Origin of the sequence: Georgfuchsia toluolica (genome assembly GCF_907163265.1) — a bacterium.
GTDB lineage: Bacteria > Pseudomonadota > Gammaproteobacteria > Burkholderiales > Rhodocyclaceae > Georgfuchsia > Georgfuchsia toluolica.
In genome coordinates this window covers 1-20,380 of sequence record NZ_CAJQUM010000001.1, presented here as the reverse complement: position 1 = coordinate 20,380, position 20,380 = coordinate 1, and the positions used below count along the sequence as shown (strand labels likewise).

At 54.2% G+C, this 20,380-nt stretch carries 20 protein-coding genes and 1 pseudogene; 17 read left to right on the top strand and 4 right to left on the bottom strand.

What is annotated here, in order from left to right:
* Positions 1-443 precede the first annotated feature (443 nt).
* From bssD to K5E80_RS00045, 13 genes are all read left to right on the top strand, one after another.
* On the top strand, positions 444-1,442 hold the full coding sequence (gene bssD / locus K5E80_RS00105; protein WP_220634242.1) for a [benzylsuccinate synthase]-activating enzyme: 999 nt from the start codon (positions 444-446) through the stop codon (positions 1,440-1,442).
* A 27-nt stretch (positions 1,443-1,469) separates the two neighbouring features.
* Positions 1,470-1,646 carry a benzylsuccinate synthase gamma subunit family protein gene (locus K5E80_RS00100; protein WP_220634241.1) on the top strand — a complete coding sequence of 59 codons (177 nt, stop codon included), beginning with the start codon at positions 1,470-1,472 and terminating at the stop codon, positions 1,644-1,646.
* A 23-nt stretch (positions 1,647-1,669) separates the two neighbouring features.
* Positions 1,670-4,264, top strand: coding sequence for a glycyl radical protein (locus tag K5E80_RS00095; protein ID WP_220634240.1), 2,595 nt, complete (start codon positions 1,670-1,672; stop codon positions 4,262-4,264).
* An 88-nt stretch (positions 4,265-4,352) separates the two neighbouring features.
* Positions 4,353-4,583, top strand: a complete 231-nt coding sequence (locus K5E80_RS17065) for a benzylsuccinate synthase beta subunit family protein (protein WP_220634239.1) — start codon at positions 4,353-4,355, stop codon at positions 4,581-4,583.
* 258 nt (positions 4,584-4,841) lie between these two features.
* Positions 4,842-5,708, top strand: a complete 867-nt coding sequence (locus K5E80_RS00085) for an AAA family ATPase (RefSeq protein WP_220634238.1) — start codon at positions 4,842-4,844, stop codon at positions 5,706-5,708.
* A 36-nt stretch (positions 5,709-5,744) separates the two neighbouring features.
* A complete protein-coding gene (locus tag K5E80_RS00080) occupies positions 5,745-7,487 on the top strand; it encodes a vWA domain-containing protein (RefSeq protein ID WP_220634237.1) in 1,743 nt (580 codons plus the stop codon).
* Complete coding sequence (locus tag K5E80_RS00075; RefSeq protein ID WP_220634236.1) at positions 7,477-8,052, top strand: DUF4125 family protein; 576 nt, start codon at positions 7,477-7,479, stop codon at positions 8,050-8,052. Before K5E80_RS00080 ends, K5E80_RS00075 begins: the two co-directional genes overlap by 11 nt.
* 16 nt (positions 8,053-8,068) lie before the next feature.
* The gene (locus tag K5E80_RS00070; RefSeq protein WP_220634235.1) at positions 8,069-8,356 is read left to right on the top strand and encodes a MoaD/ThiS family protein; all 288 of its coding nucleotides are present in this window, start codon (positions 8,069-8,071) and stop codon (positions 8,354-8,356) included.
* A 21-nt stretch (positions 8,357-8,377) separates the two neighbouring features.
* Positions 8,378-8,902 carry a hypothetical protein gene (locus tag K5E80_RS00065; RefSeq protein ID WP_220634234.1) on the top strand — a complete coding sequence of 175 codons (525 nt, stop codon included), beginning with the start codon at positions 8,378-8,380 and terminating at the stop codon, positions 8,900-8,902.
* A 28-nt stretch (positions 8,903-8,930) separates the two neighbouring features.
* Entirely contained in the window at positions 8,931-9,485 is a 555-nt protein-coding gene (locus K5E80_RS00060) for a YgiT-type zinc finger protein (protein ID WP_220634233.1), read from the top strand.
* Positions 9,486-9,496: 11 nt separating this feature from the next.
* Positions 9,497-10,420, top strand: coding sequence for a DUF4037 domain-containing protein (locus K5E80_RS00055; protein WP_220634232.1), 924 nt, complete (start codon positions 9,497-9,499; stop codon positions 10,418-10,420).
* 10 nt (positions 10,421-10,430) lie between these two features.
* Positions 10,431-11,366: an NAD-dependent epimerase/dehydratase family protein gene (locus tag K5E80_RS00050; RefSeq protein WP_220634231.1), complete on the top strand. Its 936-nt coding sequence runs from the start codon at positions 10,431-10,433 to the stop codon at positions 11,364-11,366.
* Between the two features lie 132 nt (positions 11,367-11,498).
* On the top strand, positions 11,499-12,938 hold the full coding sequence (locus K5E80_RS00045; RefSeq protein ID WP_220634230.1) for an amidohydrolase: 1,440 nt from the start codon (positions 11,499-11,501) through the stop codon (positions 12,936-12,938).
* Between the two features lie 29 nt (positions 12,939-12,967).
* On the opposite strand, the gene K5E80_RS00040 is transcribed toward K5E80_RS00045, so the two are convergent.
* The 3 genes from K5E80_RS00040 to K5E80_RS00030 form a co-directional block, all read right to left on the bottom strand.
* Positions 12,968-13,864, bottom strand: a complete 897-nt coding sequence (locus K5E80_RS00040; protein ID WP_220634229.1) for a DMT family transporter — start codon at positions 13,862-13,864, stop codon at positions 12,968-12,970.
* 312 nt (positions 13,865-14,176) lie between these two features.
* Positions 14,177-14,359, bottom strand: coding sequence for an FAD-dependent monooxygenase (locus K5E80_RS17060; protein ID WP_220634228.1), 183 nt, complete (start codon positions 14,357-14,359; stop codon positions 14,177-14,179).
* Positions 14,360-14,556: 197 nt separating this feature from the next.
* Complete coding sequence (locus K5E80_RS00030; protein ID WP_220634227.1) at positions 14,557-16,260, bottom strand: sigma-54-dependent Fis family transcriptional regulator; 1,704 nt, start codon at positions 16,258-16,260, stop codon at positions 14,557-14,559.
* A 414-nt stretch (positions 16,261-16,674) separates the two neighbouring features.
* On the opposite strand from K5E80_RS00030, the gene bssC reads away from it, so the two are divergent.
* From bssC to K5E80_RS00010, 3 genes and pseudogenes are all read left to right on the top strand, one after another.
* Positions 16,675-16,857, top strand: coding sequence for a benzylsuccinate synthase subunit gamma (gene bssC / locus K5E80_RS00025; protein ID WP_220634226.1), 183 nt, complete (start codon positions 16,675-16,677; stop codon positions 16,855-16,857).
* Between the two features lie 26 nt (positions 16,858-16,883).
* Positions 16,884-19,468, top strand: a pseudogene (gene bssA, locus K5E80_RS00020) (benzylsuccinate synthase subunit alpha).
* Positions 19,469-19,482: 14 nt separating this feature from the next.
* On the top strand, positions 19,483-19,704 hold the full coding sequence (locus K5E80_RS00010; protein ID WP_220634224.1) for a benzylsuccinate synthase beta subunit family protein: 222 nt from the start codon (positions 19,483-19,485) through the stop codon (positions 19,702-19,704).
* Here K5E80_RS00010 and K5E80_RS16870 read toward each other — a convergent pair.
* Complete coding sequence (locus tag K5E80_RS16870; RefSeq protein WP_281420152.1) at positions 19,695-19,826, bottom strand: hypothetical protein; 132 nt, start codon at positions 19,824-19,826, stop codon at positions 19,695-19,697. The two genes, K5E80_RS00010 and K5E80_RS16870, sit on opposite strands and share 10 nt — an antisense overlap.
* Here K5E80_RS16870 and K5E80_RS00005 point away from each other — a divergent pair.
* Positions 19,825-20,380: AAA family ATPase (locus K5E80_RS00005; protein WP_220634223.1), on the top strand; the 556-nt coding region annotated here is incomplete at its 3' end. The two genes, K5E80_RS16870 and K5E80_RS00005, sit on opposite strands and share 2 nt — an antisense overlap.

Below are 20,380 nucleotides of genomic sequence, written 5' to 3'. Positions count from 1 at the left end.
CAGGATTGAGCAATCTGTACGACTAGGAAGCAATACGAGGTGGATCACCCGCGACCGCAAATAGACTAGCTCAACCCTATGGTATTACTAATAAGATTAGTGCTAGTACCTATTGACTACAGCGGTTTAATAAAATCAAATCGTTACTGCTGCTTTACTTGATGCCAAGGAAACGTTTTTATTAAATTCGCCCCCGCGAAAGCGGAATCCAGCAAGTGTTTGGATTCTCGCTTTTCGGGAGTGGCAGCGTTAGGATTATTGAACGCTTTCCTAGGTCAGTTCGCGTTCTAAATCTCCACAATAAAAAAGAGGTTAATTGAACGAAAACACTTTAATGTAAAAGCACGCTACAAGAAAATATATACTATAAAACATGTAATATAAAAAGAAAAAAGAAGTCAAAACTTGGGGAGTTGCTTGATGACGCATATTGCAGGAGTTATATGAAAATTCCTTTGATCACTGAAATACAGCGATTTAGCCTACAGGACGGGCCAGGATTCAGAACTACTGTCTTTTTGAAAGGTTGCCCACTGAAATGCCCGTGGTGCCACAACCCGGAAACGCAACGCCCAACCAAGGAGTTTTATTACAATCAGGCCCGCTGCGTCAGTTGCGGACGCTGTGTGGCGGTATGTCCGTCAGGCGCCTCCTCGCTCGTTCAGGGACCTGGAAAAGATTTGGTGCTTCAGCTGGATCGTTCGAAATGCATTAACTGCATGCGCTGTGTAGCCGTATGCCTGACTGAAGCGCGCGAGTCTGTTGGCAAAACGATGTCGATGGAAGATATTTTGCAGGAAGTCCTGTCGGATGAGCCGTTCTACCGCAACAGTGGCGGCGGAGTGACCATCAGCGGCGGCGATCCTTTGCTTTATCCGGCATTCACGCTGGGACTGGCGAAACGTATCAAGCAAAGAAATGTTCATGTTGCGATCGAGACATCTTGCTTCCCGAAAAGCTGGAAGACTATCCAGCCTTTATTGAATTTCGTGGACTTGTTTATCGTCGATTTGAAATCGATGAATCCACAAAAACATGCTGATGTGATTGGCTGGCCACTCAAGCCGATACTCGACAATATTGAACGACTGATCGAGTCCCACGCGCATGTCCGTATCCACATTCCGGTCATCCCTGGTTTTAATGATTCGCAACAGGATTTTGACGATTACATAGCCTATCTCTCTCAATATTCGAAGCAGCTGGAAGGCGTGGATATCCTTAATTATCACGTCTACGGAGAAGGCAAATATATCTCCCTGGGCAGGGAAAAAGAATACCAGTACATGGGCGTGAAGGAAAACCCGCCCGAGAAGGTATTGCCGCTAGCGAGGGGTCTGAAGCTCGCCGGCATCAGCAGCGTCACAATTGGTGGTCTGGTTGGTATCACGGAGAGCAGAAACACAAGCAGTCGTGATGCCGGTATGCAGTGTGTTGCGTAGTAAGTTAGTTAAATGGAGGAATGAATCATGGCAACGTGTAAGGAATGTACGCAATTTTTCTTGATCCCGGAAGGTGCGGACGATTATGCCGCCGGCAAAGCTGATTGCGTAATGGAAAAAGAAGACGAAAAGGGCAAGTATTGGCTTTCCAAGCCGGTATTCGAAAACACTGAACAGTGTGATGCCTTTCGCATGAAGCGTTAACCCCGGAACTCAAGGAGACGGACATGAATCAAATGTTAGACGCAAAGGTATTGGAATACAGAGGGAAAACGCTTAATTTTTCCCCGGAAGATCCTGCGGAAGCAAAGTTACCGGCTGAAGATCTGCATGAACACCTACAGAAGCCCTCGACGGCGCGGACCAAGCGGCTCAAGGATCGCTGCCGCTGGAAACATGCTTCGGCTGGTGAGTTCATTGAAAAAAGCGTGACTGCCGGCATCGAGCGGATGCGCTATTTGACCGAAGCCCACAAGGCCAGCGTCGGCAAGCCGGAGGTGATCCGACGCGCGCTGGGTTTGGAGAATGTACTGAACAAATCTACCCTGGTGCTGCAGCAGGACGAATTCATCGTCGGCTATCACGCCGAAGACCCGAACATGTTCCCGCTTTATCCGGAACTGTCGCACATGGCAGTGGATGATTACCTGAAGAGCGATTACTCACCGCAGCCGGCCAAGGAAGCGGCCGAAATCAATGAATACTGGAAGCCGCACAGCCTGCAAAGCAAGTGCCAACCGTACTTTGACATGAAGGATCTGGGCCGTATGTACCAGGTCAGCAGCATGGAAGCTCCATCCTTCGCCTCCGGCTACAACAGCATTGTGCCGCCTTATGAAACCGTGCTGGAAGATGGCTTGCTGGCGCGCATCCGCCTTGCGGAAAGCCACATCGCCGAAGCCCAGAAGGATATGATGACCTTCCCCTGGAACGGCACCAAGGGACTCGACAATATCGCCAAGATCGACAACTGGAAAGCCATGGTCATCGCCTGCAAGGCGGTCATCAGCTGGGCACGGCGGCATGCGCGCTTGTGCAAGATTGTCGCGGAACATTTCGAGACAGATCCGAAACGCCAGAAAGAACTGCTCGAGATCGCCGACATTTGCCAGCGCGTGCCGGCCGAGCCCTGCAAGGGTCTGAAAGACGCCATGCAGGCGAAATTCTTCACCTTCCTCATCTGCCATGCCATCGAGCGCTACGCGAGCGGCTATGCGCAGAAGGAAGATACGCTGCTGTGGCCGTACTACAAGGCCAGCGTGATCGACAAGAGCTTCCAGCCGATGGATCACATGGGGGCTGTGGAAATGGTGGAAATGGAGCGACTGAAGATCTCCGAGCATGGCGCCGGAAAATCCCGCGCCTACCGGGAAATCTTCCCCGGCTCGAACGACTTGTTCATTCTGACGGTCGGCGGCACCCTCGGCGATGGCTCCGACGCCTGCAACGACATGACCGACGCCATCCTGGAAGCGGCCAAGCGCATCCGTACGGCCGAGCCCTCGATCGTCTTCCGCTATTCGAAGAAGAACCGGGAAAAGACCTTACGCTGGGTGTTCGAGTGCGTTCGCGATGGTCTCGGCTATCCCTCGATCAAGCACGACGACATTGGCACACAACAGATGAAGGACTATGCCAAGTACAGCCTGACCGGCAATGGCGCCACCGATGAGGAAGCGCACAGTTGGGTGAACGTGCTGTGCATGTCGCCGGGCATAGCCGGTCGCCGCAAGACACAGAAGACCCGCTCCGAAGGCGGCGGCTCGATCTTCCCGGCCAAACTTCTGGAAATCACGCTCAACAACGGCTACGATTGGTCGTACGCCGACATGCAACTTGGTCCTCAGACTGGCGATATCAAGACGCTGAAGACCTTCCAGGATGTTTGGGAGGCGTTCCGCAAGCAATACCAATACGCCATCAATCTGTGCATTAGCACCAAGGATGTCTCGCGCTATTTCGAGGCAAGGTGCCTGCAGATGCCTTTCGTTTCCGCCATCGATGACGGTTGCATGGAACTGGGAGCTGAAGCCAATGCACTGTCCGAGCAACCCAATGGTTGGCACAATCCGATCACAACGATCGTCGCGGCCAACTCGTTGGTTGCCATCAAGAAACTGGTGTTCGACGACAAGAAATACACCCTCGAGCAGCTCAACGAGGCGCTGCTGTCCAACTGGGAAGGCTTCGAGGAAATGCGCACTGATTTCAAGAAGACGCCAAAGTGGGGCAACGACGATCCCTATGCCGATGAAATCATCAAGAACTTCTACGAGGATATCATTGGCGGCGAGATGCGCAAGATCACCAACTACTCGGGCGGTCCGGTGATGCCGACCGGCCAGGCGGTGGGCTTGTACATGGAAGTCGGCTCACGCACCGGTCCGACGCCGGACGGTCGTTTCGGCGGCGAAGCTGCTGATGACGGTGGCATCTCACCCTATATGGGCACCGACAAGAAAGGTCCCACGGCGGTATTGCGTTCGGTTTCCAAGGTGCAGAAGAACCAGAAGGCCAATCTGCTGAACCAGCGCCTGTCTGTGCCGATCATGCGTTCCAAGCATGGCTTCGATATCTGGCACTCCTACATGGACACCTGGCATGAACTGAACATCGATCATGTCCAGTTCAATGTGGTGAGCACGGACGAACTGAAGGCAGCACAACGCGAACCCGAAAAGCATCAGGATTTGATCGTACGGGTTTCCGGCTACAGTGCGCGTTTCGTTGACATCCCAACCTATGGGCAAAATACCATCATCGCCCGCAATGAGCAGGATTTCAGCGCTGCAGACCTTGAGTTTCTGAATGTAGATATTTAATACACAACTGCGGCGGGGAACTTCAGCTTAATTCAAGTTCCCTACCGCAATAAACAAGCAAATGATTTAGGAGCCCGGAGCAAATCATATGGAAGCGAAAAAAAACGTACAGAACCAACCGCACGTTGAAGAAGGAACTACCAAGCCATGCAAGACTTGCAAGTGGCAAACACCGGATCCGACCGATCCGAAGCGCGGTCAGTGCACCGTCAACCGTCATGCGATGGGCGGCGTTTGGAAGAGATGGCTAAGAGACGTTGAGCATTTGACCTGTAGCCGTCATGAGGAAGGCAAACTAAGCTTCCGGGAGCACGTCTAGCACTCGCCATCGCCTGAAAAGCTGGCTGTATCATTAATCAAGCCATTGCCACTTTCAGGACAAGGACATAATAACAAATCAGCGCAGCAGGAGGGGCGATCTCCCTAAAACAAGACCGGTATGCGTCACGCCACGGAAAGCTGGCGATCTGGAATCTTCCCGGAGCCTTGCCGGGGGCGGGTGTTTCCCGGCTTGCACCCGGCAATTCGTGCCTACCTCAATTCGAGTTTACATTAATGATAGTAGCTTTGGAGCACCATGAAATCATCACTTAACAATGCAAACAGTGTTTTTGTACCCGAAGTCGACCCCTATTACTATGTAAGCACGGAAACGCAGGGGTTTCTGGCCAAATTCAACAAGATTTCAAAAAAACACCCTGTCAATATCCTGGTCGTTGGCAAGCAGGGCTGCGGGAAATCCTCCCTGGTACGCCAATACGCAGCGGTCAATAAACTGCCTTTGGCCACCTTTCAGATTGGCATCCTTTCTGAGCCAGGGCAGTTGTTCGGCGAATATGCCCTCGAAAACGGGGAAACCAAGTATAAGCAATTCCTTTTTCCCCAGGCCATACAAACACCAAACTGCGTGATTCACCTGGAAGAAATCAACCGCCCCGAACATCCCAAAGCCCTGAACATGCTGTTTTCCATTCTGTCAGACGACCGTCAGGTCTGGATGGACGAATTGGGATTGCTGCAAGTGGCGGATGGTGTAGTGTTCTTCGCGACGCTCAACGAGGGCGCGGAATTCGTCGGCACGGAACTGCTCGATCCGGCACTGAGGGACAGATTCTATGTGACCACCATGGACTTCCTGCCCAACGAAGTGGAAACCGAGGTACTCCAGAAAAAAACTGGCGTGACCTATGAGCAGGCCAAGGAAATCATCGAAGTCGCAAACAGCATTCGCGGCAATGCCGAGCTCGGCGTTGAAGTATCCACGCGCAAAATTCTGATGATCGGCGAAATGATCGCTGCAGGCGGCAGCCTGAGGGATGCCATCGTCACCAGTCTGCAGACAGACAAGCAGACCCTTGAATCAGTATTATTGTCTCTGCATATCAATCTCAACAAGATTGAAAAAGGCAAAACTGAATTCGTACAGTACATCACCAATGAATGATGCCCCACCAAAGCAAGACACAAACGTTGGCTTGTCATGACAACTAATCGGGGACTGAAAGTTCTCAGCCAGGAAGCCGTTGTCCAGCGCTTCGTGATCCCCGGTGGAGAGGGCTACTCTGATTTTTGGAGACGCGACAAATCGCCGATTGAACCGGTGGAACTGGTCAAACTGCTGGTGGCAATCAGAAAGATTGCCTCCTTCATTGGGCGTAACGTCGGGGAAATTGTCTGGTCCGGAATGGAGCTGGAAAACGCGCTGGCGCTTGACCCAACACCGATCATGGGCAGCTATCCGGTATCCGCGGCGAATACGGACCTGATGGTCGGCATCATGATTCAGGAGGCCTATAAAAAGGTCGAGTGGAGCGAAAGATTGCATGAGATCGCCAAGCTTCGGCTCCAGCTCAAGCCCCAGTATGAGTACAAGTTTGATCTTTTCTTCAGGATTTGCGAATACGTTTATGTCGATGGGCTGGCGAATCGCAATGTGTTTGGCCTTTACGCGGAAGCTGCTCGTACTTGGCGCATTGTCAAGACTCTGCGGACAATGATCAACCCCCCCACGGCTTCCGAGATGCTGCACATATGGTGGCGGTTGGCGGCGGACCGGGATGAGAATCTATATCTGGAAGGCTATACCGATCGGACTTCCGGTGGCATGTGGACACGCAATACGCTGGATAAGTTTTACCGGAAGCCTATCGATCTGCTCCACACCATGTTACCGGCTTTGCGGCATAAATGCCCCAATATTCCCAGCGTAGCCGACCGTTGCGATTTTCGTCTTGAACTCTACATTCAGACCTGGAATAAGTTAATTCAACTTATCAGATTCTGGCCAGGCGATCGCAGCGACAGATTCATGATCCCGGACATGGGCGACGAAGATATCGCGCAGGAGGAAGCAGACCGCAAGGCGGTCAAGGCGACCATCGTCAATTATGCCTCGCTGATCGAGCGTACCCTGCCCCAGAAGAATCGGGACTTCACCGAACAGGTAAAGGGCAATGTCGCCAATGCCGAGGGTGTCGTGCGCATCGAAGGCAACGATATCGTCATGATGGCGCGTGACAAAGTGAATAAGGCATTGCTCAACAAACTCAAGCAAGTGGTGAGAACCGCCACGGAGCGCAGAAGCATCTTCAACCGGGGACTGACGACCGGAAAGATTCACAGAAGGAGCTTGTACCGTGCCCATACCACCGGTGCAGTCTTTCAACAGAAGAAGCATGAATTTGACTTGAGAAAGAATGTGGTGCTGCTGGTGGATGCCACCGGCTCAATGGCTGATCCGACCAAATGGGACCGGGCCGAGATGATCTATCAGACGCTGTTTGCGGCAATTCAGTGCTACGCCAGCAACGCCAGAATCTATGCGTATAACGAAGTGAAAAATGCCTGTCGGATCACGGAGCTATACCGTGGTGGTCACATGCTGATGGTATTGCCGCATGGAAAAACCGCCTCGGGCGAAGCCATCATCGCTACCGCTCTAAGTACCAAAACCCTAGGTAAGAAAACATTGCTGATCCATATTACCGATGGCGCTTCCAACTGGGGCTGCGGTGTCAGCGATGCGATTACCTATTGCAAGAAGAACGGAGTCAGTCTGCTCACTCTGGGCATCAGCTGCGGTTTGGCGGCCAAGCAGTCACTCAAGGATGAATATGGCAAGCTGGTGCAGTTTGTCGATAAGACCGAGCAATTGCCACAGCTATTTGGTACGCTGATCATCAACGAAATGAGGGAAGGACGACGAGGCACAAGTGAAAAGTGAACTTCTCGATCAGGTCTTGGCGATGGAATGGCAGATGTTTGTGCGCGTCAAGAGTGCGCATCGTGCATCGTGCCAGAGTGCCCCTGACAATTTCAAAATGATCCGATCCAGTCTTTTCGAGACCTGGACCGAGGAGATGCTTGCGTCCTATCTCGATGACCTCAAGCAAGCTGCAGATGATCAGCGCAATCTTCTGATGGAAAAGTATGCGCGCATGGACAATCTGATCCCGCCGTTGTCCGATAATCCCCTGATCCCGATCATCGTAGCCATTGAGAACGTATGGCAGGATGAACTTCAGCATAATTTTCCTGCGCTCTACCAGCGTTGCTGTCGCAGCATGGCCCAGACCGGGGACGGCAAGAATTTCTCTATTTATCTCGGCTGCGAATTGGAAACCTACGGTGATCACACTTTAGAACTCTATTATGAGAACCTGAATGCCGCGCTGGAGCAAGACCGCAATCTGGCAATAGAAGCCCTGCAGCGGCTAGTGCACAAGAATGGCTACCGCGACCTCGCTCATGCCGAACAGGAACTGAGTCGGCTTTGCGACGTTCACTAAGATAAATGGGCAATACATGAATATTACCGTAACCCTCAACCTGCTGGGCATCCCATCGCTGAACGTTCTGCAGAGCGATATGGCTTTAAGCATTGCAGAAAAGACCACGATTGCCGATTTGATAATGCTGATAGACGAGAGGAACCCAGGCTTCAAACAGGCCATCTGCGATGAGGTGGGGAACATTTCGAAGCAATTCGTGTTCTTCATTAATGGCCGCAATATCGGGTACCTGGACGGGGTAAAAACAGCCATTTCGCCCGATGACGTGGTAAACGTGATCCCGGCCATCGCCGGCGGATAAGAATGTAAAGGAGTTACGGACATGATCGTTGACCGGCCCGGTTCGCATTTCATTTTCGTAGTCCCTTTCGATCATGTGTATCGGGGCTACCACTATATCAACCTGAACGGGGTTCCCCTGACCAACAAGGAATATCTGGAAAAATGGGGAAAGTGGCTGGTATTCGGCCAGCGCGAGGAGATGGAAGAACTGGCTAGAAAGCTCGATCCTTTCGTCGAAGATAGGAAAGTGCCTGCCGTAAAGTATGACCGCAAGCTGATTACTGAATTCCAGCTGAATCGCTGCGTAATGTGCGTGTATTGCCACCACGATTTGCGCGAGGACGTCTGGACAATCCTCTCCTCCTTGGGAGTCAGAGACAAAGCCTGGATGTTCGAACGCGAAACGCTCGAAAAATGGCTGCCCGGCGGGGTCAATCTGGAGAAATGGATCCAGGGCAGAAATCTGGATCCGGAGCAGGCCGAGCGCGTCCGCATCGGCGCCAAGGAGAAATTCAGGCAGATGTTCGAAAACGATGATGCCATCTTCGCAGGGATAGATCAGTAACTTGGACTGCATCGAGCAATCCCATGAAATGGCATGGTTTGCCCAGCGGGTGCAGGAATCGCGTTATATCCTATCGGAACATGTCATTCGCTCACTGATGGCGGGCAATATTGTGACGGTTGCCGATATCGAAACCGTGCTGCTGACAGGCAGGCTACTTGAGGAACACCACCATGCAACGCGCGGCAGAAGTTATCTGGTGGTGGGTAAATCAAGGCAAAAGATATTTCACGTGATGTGTGCCGGCGCCAGCAATGGCTGGCTGATCATCACCTTTGTCTACATTCCGGCGCCACCGATCTGGCGCGATGCGTTGCACCGCAACCCGGGAGGAGAAAACATCATGACGGAGCCGTTCAGCACCTGCTTTTTTTGTGGTGGGGAAATGAAGAAGATCACAGTAGGGAACTTCGATTACCGCCTCGAAGGTCAATTGTATGTAATCAAGAAAGTCCCAGCAGGACTGTGCCAGCAATGTGGCGAGAAATATATCGAAGCAGATGTCGGCAGAAGAATGAACGACTTGATTGCGAGAAAACAATTCAGCCGAACTGAAGAAGTCGGCGTCATAGACTACCAATAGGTGCAGCGACCATGCGCGGACTTGTCCTGGCGAAAGAGTTTTACCAAGAATTCGGGGCGCCCCTGCTCCAGAAGATGTTTGCCGCGCAGCAGGAGCGTATCGCGGCCGGCTTGGTCGGTGACGGATCAGACTGCCTGGGTTTTGACGACAAGTATTCAACCGATCACGACTGGGGACCGGGCTTCTGCTGGTGGCTGAACAAAACGGATTACGAACAATTCGGCGCACAACTGCAGACAGAGTATGCCAAACTGACTACAAGCTTCCATGGTTTCGAACGCAAGACCAGCGAATGGGGCGATGGGCGTGTCGGAGTGTTTGAAATCGGCACGTTCTACCGCGGATTTCTGGGACGAAACGGCGTCCCGTCCACTTTGGCGGACTGGTTGCGCATTCCCGAGAAAAATCTGGCGGCCTGCACTTCAGGGGAAGTGTTTGTCGATCCACTCGGCGAGTTCTCAAAAATTCGTCAACAATTGCTGCAAGGCTACCCGGAAGATGTCCGCTTGGCGAAGATCGCCGCGCGCTGCATGTCCTGCGGACAGGCTGGACAATACAATTTTCATCGCTCCATCTGGCGCGGGGAATATTTTGCCGCGCAATATGCCGAGACAAAATTCTGTTCCGATATCATGTCGCTGGTGTATTTGCTCAACCGCAGCTATGCGCCATTCTACAAATGGCTGCACCGCGGTGTCGCGACCCTGCCCATACTGGGCAGATTTATGGCGCAGAAGGTCACTGCCCTGACGGCTACTTGTGAATATGAAGAAAAGAAATTCATCCTCGATGAAATCATCAGTGCAGTAATCGTCGAGCTGCAAAGCGCCGGGCTGAGCGACTCGGACAGCAAGTTCCTGGTCGATCATGGACCGGTTGTGCACAGTCGGATAGTCGATCCCGGTTTGCGCCAATTGAATGTCTGGGTCGGCTAAATCCCTCTCCATGAGAAACATCCTGATCATCGGCGGCAGCTATTTTGCCGGACGCATCCTGGTTGAGGAACTCGCCAAGGAAAGCAACTGTGCTATTCATGTGTTTAATCGAGGCCGACGTCCGCTGGGCATGACCGACGTCACTGAACTCATCGGCGATCGCGAACAAGCCGAACAAATTCGCGAGGCTATTCCCGTAAAGGAATGGGATGCCGTGGTTGATTTCTGCGCCTACACCCCCATGCAGATCAAGACCATGCTCGACAATCTGCCGGGCAAGATCGGTCAATATATTTTCATCAGCACCACCAGCGTTTATCAGCAGAGCTGGCACCTGCCGATTGCCGAAGACGGACTGCAACTCACCGGCGCGCAACCTGAACTCGGCAACTATGCGACTTACGGCTACGACAAAGCCATGTCCGAAATCATGTTGCAGCAGATCTGCGAAAGCCGGGGAATTCCATACACCATATTCAGGCCGGCAATTATTTACGGCTACTATAATTACGCTCCGCGCGAAAGCTATTTCTTCGATCTGCTGCGCAGCCATCTGCCGATTGTCATTCCTCAGCATGATCTGGCCCTGTTCAGCTTCATCTGGGTTGTGGACATGGCGCGCATGATCATCCGCTGTATCGGCGATGAACGAACTTATACCCAGACTTTCAATCTGGCTTCGGACGAACTCGTTTCCTATTCACGCATAGTCGAAGTATTGGGCGAGATCACGGGAAAAACCATCGATCCGGTCCGTATGCCAGCAGTGGAAATCGACCGCCAGGGAATTCCTTTGCCTTTCCCCATAAACGAACATTTGCTCTACTCTGGGGCGAAAATAAAACGGCTTTTCGATTTTGAGTACACCCCATTCAAGAAAGGCTTGCGCGAAGCGCTCAAGTATTACCTGATGGTACAAAAACAGCGAAATTCTCCCGCTGCCTGAATTCCCTTTCCGCAGCGCTAGCCTTGCGAAATGGCAGTTGATCTGATTCTGTGCAACCTCAAGGCCATCACATTTTCACAAGAATGTGCTGGCCCTGAACTCATTGCCATTAAGGGAAACAAAATTCTCTTCATGGGATCGAAGGACGCACTGGGCGATCTGAAAGGTCCGGACACGCGCATGCTGGATTGTCAAGGAGGCATTGTCCTGCCTGGATTCAACGATGCACACTGCCACCCAATCGCCTTCGCCATTACCCAGAGATACCTGGATTGCTCCTCACCGCAAATACGCTGTATCAGTGACCTTCAGGCAGCCTTAAGAATAAAGGCCGGTGAGGTCGCGGACGAACGCTGGATCCGGGGAGCCAATTACGATATCTCGATAATTGCTGAACAACGCTTGCCCGATCGCTGGGAACTGGATCAGGCCGTGCCCCATCTCCCTGTAGTGCTTGTGGAACGCTCTGGCCAGCATTGCGTGCTGAATAGCCGGGCACTGGAGCACTGCGACATCAGCAACAATACCCCGGACTCGGATGCCGGCAGGATATTACGTGATCCGATAACCGGCTTGCCTAACGGGGTTGTATCGGGCAATAGCGAACTGGTGGCAAGAGCGATTCCACCCTTGGGTGATGACGAAGTCGAAATCGGCTTGCGCGATGCCAGTCAGGAATATTTGTCACATGGAATCACTTCGCTTCAGGATACGAGTTGGTCAAACGCCTATCCGCACTGGCAGAGAATGCAGATATTCAAACAGCGGGGGTTTCTGACGCCGCGCCTGGCGATGCATGCCGGACTCGATGCCCTCGAACAGTTTGCCCTAAGGGGTTTGAAAACTGGCCACGGGGACGACCATTTGCGACTGGGTGCCATGAAGATCGCACTGGACGAAAGCACCGGAAGCAGCCATCCGCCGCAAGACGACCTGAACCAGTCCGCCCTACGTGCTCATCTGGCAGGTTTTCAACTTGCCTTTCATGTACCCGATGTCCATCTGCTGCAAATGTCTCTGCAAGCGCTGGAATTTGTCAGATGCATCGCACCTGACGAATGCCACCGTCCGCGTTTCGAGCACTGTCCGGTCTGCCCCACTTCGTTATTACCTGAACTGGCACAAAGCGGTGCCATCGTGGTTTCGCAACCGAACCTGCTCTACCAAACTGGTCCTGAGTACCTGCGCGAGTTGGCAGCAGAGCAGTTAAAGTGGATATTCCCGTATAGATCCTGCATAGAAAATGGAATAAGACTGGCATTCAGTTCGGATTCCCCGCTCACCCCTTGCGATCCGCTACAGGCCATCAGGACCGCCATCACCCGCCGGGTCAAGGGCGGCGCAAGACTGGGAGAGGACGAGGCGATCAGCCTGTTGCAGGCGCTGGAGATGTACACCAGTGCTGGCGCCTATTGCAGCAGCGAGGAAACGCTGAAGGGCTCCCTCGCCGTGGGACAACTGGCCGACCTGGTCATCCTCGAGTGTGGCGCAGACAAGGGCTTGGCGGATGAGCTACTCGACGCGCGGGTGCTGATGACGCTGCTCGACGGGAAACTGGTCTGGAACCGCTGATCCTTGTAGCAGCGACCGGGGCAGTCGCTTCAGCGGCGGCTGACGACGATTACGCCGGCAATCACCAGCAAGGCTCCGGCAATCTGCGCTGGTGAAATCACTTCCTCCAAAAGCCAATTGCCGAAGAATATCGTCAGCAGGGGGCCGATGCTACCGATCAGGGCGGCACGACCGGCGCCGATATGACGCATGGCGGCGGATTGGGCGAACACCGGCAGGATCGTGGAAAACAGTGCCAGGCTCAGGCCCAGCGCATAGATCGGCCAGGGCTGCAGCAGCGCGGACAGCGGCTGGGTGGCGAGGAAATGAGCCAGGACAGCGGCCGTCGACACCAGCATCGCCAGCGCGCTGAACCGCGAAGGACCTATCCTTTGTATCATCTGCCCTGCGCCGACCAGGTACAAGGCGTAGCACAGCGCGGAGGCAAAAACCAGGGCGCCGCCAATCCAGATTCCAGCCGCATCGGCACTCGCTCCAAGGTCGTGGACAAAAGCCACAGCCATGCCGACATAGCACAGGCTCAGCGCTACCCATTCGCGCCGCTCGATACGCTTGCCGAGCAGCAGTGCGCCGAACAGGACGGTCATGGTCGGATGGGTAAAGGCGATCAGCCTCTCCAAGCCCGCCGAGATATAGCGCAAGCCCATGAAATCGAGCATGACCGCGCCGTAATAGCCAAGCAGGCCAAGAGCGACGAGCGCAGCCCAGTCGCGAGCGCTTAGCGGCGCTGCGTTGCGCGATTCGCGCAAGCCGACAAAGAAAAACACCGGGAAAGCAAACACCATGCGGAGTAGCAGCAAGGTGATCACTGCCACCGGGACGGCAGCGGGTTGGGCATAGGCCAGCTTTACCAGTATCGCTTTGAAGGAAAAGCCGAATGCAGCCAGGATAGCCAGCCAGACGCCGGTAAAGTAAGAAGATTTCAATCGGTTACAGGAAAACTGGAGGTCTCACGCCCTCTCCTTGCGGAGCTACCTATTGAAACAATTCCACACCCTCTCAATTCGGCCTGATAATTATTATATTGACATATCACCATATATAGAACAGTAAAAGAAAATCGTGCTCAATTCCGGTACGGCCTTTCCGGATCAGGAATGATGCAAGCGACCGCACATACAGTCACGCAGCGGGGCTCTTCATGGAGTCCCGGGCATTCCGTGCATCTGCCGGGATCAATCACATGAATGTCGTCACCGCGCGAAATTGCATCATTGCCGCATTCCATATGACATATTTCACAGTTTGTCTTTTTCGAGAATCAGAACATCAATCCCTTCCTGTTTCAATGCCTTGGCACACAAGGAACCAGCAGGGCCGGAGCCGACGATGATAACTTCATGTTCTTGTATGTTACTTTCCCCCCTCTCATGGTTTTGGCAACTAAAGACATTAGAAGCGTTGAGCGACTCGTTCGGCATAACACGAGCGAGAGATTTTCGCAATTCTCAATTTTAACTATGGCGGTTCCAAGTGCGAAGTGCAACAAGTTTCGAACTGAGATTTTAAGAATGAAAATACGGTGACGTGGCGGCGCAGATTAAGACGGACGTCTTCGGTCGGTCTCCTGGACTCGTTTTCGCCGGTCCTGTAGCGGCAGCAAACTTCTTCGCCCTGCTCAGCATTGCGAGCTTTCACTGATGAGTTGTGGCGTGCTTTCGCCACGTTTGAGGCGATAGGTAAGCTGAGCTCGCGTGATGCCGAGGATGCGTGCCGCGGCGGCGAGGTTGCCCTTTGCGCTTTCAACCGCGTTGCGCAACAGCATCGATTCGATTTCATCGAGCGGCATGCCAGTGGCCATGATCGCATCGCACAGAAGCTGCTCATCGGCTGTGGTCTTTTCCTCGATTCGGCCGCCCTCGTTCACTCCTTCCTCGTTCGTGACAGAGTCGTCCGGGCTCGGGAACAGGTCGCTGATCTCGATATCGCAGCCGGCCGAGGCGAGGATGATGCCGCGCTCGATCATGTTCTCCAACTCGCGCACGTTGCCGGGCCAGTGATAGGTCGTCAATGCCTTCAGCGCCTTGTCTGTGATGCCGATGTCGCGCTTGGCATGCTCCGTACTGAACTTGGCGATCATCGCCTCGACCAACGGCGGGATATCGAGCGGGCGATCACGCAGCGGCGGAATCCAAATCGGATAGACGTTGAGACGATAAAAGAGGTCGGAGCGGAACTCGCCATTCTTGACAGCCGCTTTCAGGTCCACGTTGGTGGCCGCGATGATGCGGACATTAACCTTGCGCGTCTGGTTCCCGCCGAGACGCTCGACCTCGCCCCCCTGCAGCACGCGCAGGATCTTGGCCTGCGCCGTCAGCGGCAGCTCGCCAATTTCGTCGAGGAACAGCGTGCCGCCGTCGGCACGCTCGAAACGGCCGACACGGCTGGCGTGGGCGCCGGTGAAGGCTCCTTTCTCGGCTCCGAATAGTTCGGAGTCGATAAGGTCGGGCGGCAACGCCGCGCAGTTGACGGCAACGAAGGGAGCATCCTTGCGGCTGCTTGAGTCGTGGAGTGCGCGGGCAAAGCGTTCCTTGCCAACGCCGGTTTCCCCTAACAGCAATACCGTCACATTGGTGTTGGCGGCCCTGAGCATGAGGTCGTTGGCTTTCTGGAACGCAGGCGACACACCAATCAGGTCTTCGACCTGGCGTTGCTTGTTGAGCGAGGAGCGCAAGACATCGACTTCCTTGTGCAAATCAAGCAGGCGACTGAAGATCGAGTCTTCTTCGTAGTAGCGCGTGTGCTCGGCGGCGTCCGGCCAATCCTCGGCCGGCTTGCCGACGATGCGGCATTGCGCCGGGCCGCAGGCGGCGCACTCGACCTCCTTGAACAAAATGAAGCGGCCCATGAACGCACTGGAAAATCCGGAGGCGTGTCCGATCAACATCCAGCAGGCCGGATCAGTCTGCGGGCCGTACTCCTTGACGTGCGCTTCCGCTTCCCAGGAGTTTCCCCACAGAAACTCGCCATAGAACGTGCCTTTGGCGATATCCATGTCGAGCTTGATCTTCGAGACGCGGACGTTGCCTTCGAGCATGTGTAATTGTGGCCCACCGGCAAAGGAATCGATGAGGTTTTTGCGGCCGCGGATCTTGCACGCCAGCTCGGCGTCGCGGATACCGGACTGGTAGCCGATGCGTGTCAGAATCCGGCGGGCATGCTCCGAGCCGACCGAACTGATGATCTCTCTGCGAAGCCCCGCCAGCGTCGCCGCATGCATCAGCAGCATGCGATTCTCGGCGAGCCAGATGGTTCCGTCTACCGTCGAAAAGCGGATCAGGCGGCGCAAATCGCCGATATGCGGGTATTTGGTATTGTTCATGTATTCCTCTGGAATACCGTACCTGTCTATTTGCTTGCACGTTGTTCAGGGCGCTAGTTTGCCTTGATCTCGCGGTTTATGGAAGCCCGCTAACGATACCGGGTCTTGGACCTGCGCCGTGTATAAAACGCAATCCCAACCAAGGAGTTGATGGTGCACTGCATCGTGTTCATTTCAGCATTTCTGCCAGTTCAGGCTTCATCAAATTAGACATTGAGAATAGCGCCTTGGGTTCGAAGAAAAATGGAGAAAGAAAGACTTCCATTAAAAAACAAGTTGATTGACCAAGTGGCATGGAAGTTGATAAGGAGAAAGAGGCACAGCGTCACCATTGTCGGCATCGCAAAACAGCGAAACCGCGTACGGCGCCATTCTTAACGTTCAGCAATTACACCAAGCAAAAGGAGGAATCAAATGACGACATGCAAAGAATGCGAATTCTTTTTCACGATCCCCGAGGACGCCGATGACTTTGAAAAGTTGAAGGGTGACTGTATCACTGAAAAGGAAGACGAGAAAGGCAAATACTGGCTGACGAAGCCGGTCTTCGAACTTAACCAATGCTGCGGCGCTTTCCACACGCGCCAGTCAGTGTAACCTGCGCAGGAGGCGATATGGGCGATATGATCACCGAACAAACCTTGGAATACAGAGGCAAAGTAATTCAGTTTCCCCCGGAAAATCCGGCAGAAAAGGATATCCCGGCCGATGAACTTCACGAACATCTGCAAAATCCGTCCACTGCCCGGACCCGGCGGCTTAAGGCACGCTGCCGATGGAAACACGCCTCGGCCGGCGAGTTTTGCGAAAAGAGCGTCACCGCGGGCATCGAGCGCATGCGGCTAATCACCGAGGCGCACAAGGCGACGGTTGGCAAGCCGGAACCGATCCGCCGCGCTCTCGGCCTCAAGCACGTCCTCGATAATTCCACGCTCGTCTTGAATACTGACGAGTTTATCGTCGGTTACCACGCCGAAGACCCGAACATGTTCCCGCTCTATCCGGAGTTGTCGTACATGGCGGTGCAGGATTACCTGGGAACCAGTTATGCGCCACAGCCTGTCAGTGAAGCGCAGGCTATCGTCAATTACTGGAAGCCCTTCAGTCTACAGTCGCGCTGTGAGAAGTATTTCGATCCGGTCGATCTGCGCCGCGGTTATCAGGTGAGCACGATCGAAGGCCCGGTATTCGCTTCAGGCTATAACAGCGTTGTTCCGCCGTACGAAACCGTCCTCGAAGACGGCCTGCTCGCCCGGATTAAGCTGGCAGAAAAGCACATCGCTGAAGCCAAGGCGGAAATGGAGAAGTTTCCCTGGAACGCCACCAAGGGTCTCGACTGGGTCGACAAGATCGACAACTGGGAAGCGATGATCATCGCCTCCAAGGCGGTAATCGCCTGGGCCAGGCGGCACGCGCGGCTGTGCCGGATCGTCGCCGAGCACTTCGAGACTGATCCCATGCGCAAGAAGGAACTTCTCGAGATCGCTGACATCTGCCAGCGTATGCCTGCCGAACCGGCCAGGGGCTTGAAGGACGCGATGCAATCGAAGTGGTTCACCTTCCTCATCTGCCACGCCATCGAACGTTACGCGAGCGGTTACGCGCAGAAGGAGGACTCGTTACTGTGGCCGTATTACAAGGCCAGCGTCATCGACAAGAGCTTCCAGCCGATGGAGCACAAGGATGTCGTCGAACTCGTGGAAATGGAACGGCTGAAGATTTCGGAACATGGCGCCGGAAAATCGCGAGCCTACCGCGAGATTTTTCCAGGATCGAACGATTTGTTCATTCTCACCTTGGGCGGCACCAACGGCGATGGCTCCGACGCCTGCAACGACGTGACGGACGCGATTCTGGAAGCCGCCAAGCGTATTCGCACTACCGAACCGTCGATCGTCTTCCGCTACTCGATGAAAAATCGCGTTAAGACGTTGCGCTGGGTTTTCGAGTGCATCCGCGACGGTCTCGGTTACCCGTCGATCAAGAACGACGACATTGGCATCAAACAGATGCTTGAATATTCCAAGTACAGCCTCACCGGCAATGGCGCCACAGAAGAAGAATCCCATTACTGGGTTAACGTACTGTGCATGTCGCCTGGCCTGGCTGGCCGCCGCAAATCGCAGAAAACGCGTTCCGAAGGCGGCAGCGCTATTTTCCCGGCGAAGATCCTCGAAATCACGCTCAACAATGGCTATGATTGGTCCTACGCTGACATGCAGATGGGACCGGAAACGGGCCATGCCGTCGATTTCAAGAGCTTCGACGACTTGTGGGAAGCCTTCCGCAAACAGTACCAGTACGCGATTGCTTTTGCCATTCGCTGCAAGGACGTCTCCCGAATTATGGAATGCCGCTTTCTGCAAATGCCCTTCGTCTCAGCTCTCGACGACGGCTGTATGGAGCTCGGCATGGATGCCAACGCACTCTCCGAGCAGCCCAACGGCTGGCACAACCCGATTACCACCATCGTTGCAGGCAACTCCCTGGTCGCGATCAAGAAGCTGATCTACGACGAAAAGAAGTACACGATGGCCCAGCTCATGGTAGCGCTGAAGGACAACTGGGAAGGCCATGAAGATATGCGCTTGGCCTTCAAGAAAGCGCCCAAGTGGGGCAACGACGATCCGGCAGCTGATACGCTGATCAGCAAATTCTACGAGGACATCCTCGGCGGTGAAATGGGCAAGAATACCAACTACTCGGGTGGCCCGGTACTCCCGTCGGCCAGGCGGTTGGCCTGTACATGGAGGTCGGCTCGCGTACCGGTCCGACGCCAGACGGGCGCTTCGGAGGCGAGGCGGCAGATGACGGTGGCATCTCACCCTACATGGGTACCGACAAGAAGGGTCCGACGGCAGTGCTGCGCTCGGTATCCAAGGTGCAGAAGAACCAGAAGGCGAACCTGCTCAATCAACGCCTGTCGGTACCCATCATGCGTTCCAAGCATGGCTTCGATATCTGGCACTCCTACATGAATACCTGGCATGACCTGAACATCGATCATGTCCAGTTCAACGTGGTGAGCACCGATGAGTTGAAGGCCGCTCAACGGGAACCGGAAAAGCATCAGGATCTGATCGTCCGCGTCTCAGGCTTCAGCGCCCGCTTTGTCGACATCCCGACCTACGGCCAGAACACCATCATCGCCAGACACGAGCAGGATTTCAGCGCTCAGGATCTGGAATTCCTTAAAGTCGACCTTTGAGCTGGATATCTGACATGACTGTGATACACACGCAAGTACACAAGGAAGATAATACCAACAAGCCCTGCTACGACTGCAAGTGGCAGACACCGGACCCGACCGATCCGTTGCGCGGCCAATGCACGGTAAACCGCCACGCGCTGGGCGGCGTCTGGAAACGCTGGATCAGCGATGTTGCCCACTCGACCTGCAGCCGGTATGAGGAGGGCGAACTGAGCTTCCGCGATCACGTGTAGGTGGCAGGTAGGCGGAAAGCCTGTAAGGCTTCCGCCGTCAGTTCTCTGGCGACGGCGCGGGCGTCGAAGGTCGTCCGTGTCGTCAGTCTGCGCCCACCGACCAGAATAAGCGCGCCTATCATGAAAATCCTGGCAGCAATCTCAACAGCGTTCTCATCCCGGACGCCGATCCTACTACTATCTGTCGACCGAATCCTGAGTTTCCTCGACAAGATCAACAAGATATCGCATCGACACCCGGTCAATGTGCTGGTCGTCGGCAAGCAGGGATGTGGCAAGTCCTCTCTCGTCAGGCAATACGCCGCCGTGCATCGGTTGCCCTTGGCGACTTTCCAGATCGGAGTGCTCTCCGAACCGGGACAACTGTTCGGCGAGTACGCGCTCGAAAACGGCGAGACCAAGTACAAGCAGTTCCTCTTTCCACAGGCGATCCGTACACCCAACTGCATCATCCACCTGGAGGAAATAAACCGGCCCGAGCACCCGAAGGCGCTCAATATGCTGTTCTCCATCCTCTCCGACGACCGTCAGGTGTGGATGGATGAACTGGGCCTGCTGCAGGTCGCGCCCGGCGTAGTATTCTTCGCCACCTCAACGAGGGCGCCGAATTCGTCGGCACGGAACTACTCGACCCGGCGCTGCGCGACCGCTTCTACGTCACCACCATGGACTTTCT

What these genes read in the sequence shown, in the direction of transcription:
- bssD (WP_220634242.1), top strand. Translation starts at nt 444, where the DNA reads ATGAAAATTCCTTTGATCACTGAAATACAGCGATTTAGCCTACAGGAC.
- K5E80_RS00100 (WP_220634241.1), top strand. Translation starts at nt 1,470, where the DNA reads ATGGCAACGTGTAAGGAATGTACGCAATTTTTCTTGATCCCGGAAGGT.
- K5E80_RS00095 (WP_220634240.1), top strand. Translation starts at nt 1,670, where the DNA reads ATGAATCAAATGTTAGACGCAAAGGTATTGGAATACAGAGGGAAAACG.
- K5E80_RS17065 (WP_220634239.1), top strand. Translation starts at nt 4,353, where the DNA reads ATGGAAGCGAAAAAAAACGTACAGAACCAACCGCACGTTGAAGAAGGA.
- K5E80_RS00085 (WP_220634238.1), top strand. Translation starts at nt 4,842, where the DNA reads ATGAAATCATCACTTAACAATGCAAACAGTGTTTTTGTACCCGAAGTC.
- K5E80_RS00080 (WP_220634237.1), top strand. Translation starts at nt 5,745, where the DNA reads ATGACAACTAATCGGGGACTGAAAGTTCTCAGCCAGGAAGCCGTTGTC.
- K5E80_RS00070 (WP_220634235.1), top strand. Translation starts at nt 8,069, where the DNA reads ATGAATATTACCGTAACCCTCAACCTGCTGGGCATCCCATCGCTGAAC.
- K5E80_RS00065 (WP_220634234.1), top strand. Translation starts at nt 8,378, where the DNA reads ATGATCGTTGACCGGCCCGGTTCGCATTTCATTTTCGTAGTCCCTTTC.
- K5E80_RS00060 (WP_220634233.1), top strand. Translation starts at nt 8,931, where the DNA reads ATGGCATGGTTTGCCCAGCGGGTGCAGGAATCGCGTTATATCCTATCG.
- K5E80_RS00055 (WP_220634232.1), top strand. Translation starts at nt 9,497, where the DNA reads ATGCGCGGACTTGTCCTGGCGAAAGAGTTTTACCAAGAATTCGGGGCG.
- K5E80_RS00050 (WP_220634231.1), top strand. Translation starts at nt 10,431, where the DNA reads ATGAGAAACATCCTGATCATCGGCGGCAGCTATTTTGCCGGACGCATC.
- K5E80_RS00045 (WP_220634230.1), top strand. Translation starts at nt 11,499, where the DNA reads ATGGGATCGAAGGACGCACTGGGCGATCTGAAAGGTCCGGACACGCGC.
- K5E80_RS17060 (WP_220634228.1), bottom strand. Translation starts at nt 14,359, where the DNA reads ATGCCGAACGAGTCGCTCAACGCTTCTAATGTCTTTAGTTGCCAAAAC.
- K5E80_RS00030 (WP_220634227.1), bottom strand. Translation starts at nt 16,260, where the DNA reads ATGAACAATACCAAATACCCGCATATCGGCGATTTGCGCCGCCTGATC.
- bssC (WP_220634226.1), top strand. Translation starts at nt 16,675, where the DNA reads ATGACGACATGCAAAGAATGCGAATTCTTTTTCACGATCCCCGAGGAC.
- K5E80_RS00010 (WP_220634224.1), top strand. Translation starts at nt 19,483, where the DNA reads ATGACTGTGATACACACGCAAGTACACAAGGAAGATAATACCAACAAG.
- K5E80_RS16870 (WP_281420152.1), bottom strand. Translation starts at nt 19,826, where the DNA reads ATGATAGGCGCGCTTATTCTGGTCGGTGGGCGCAGACTGACGACACGG.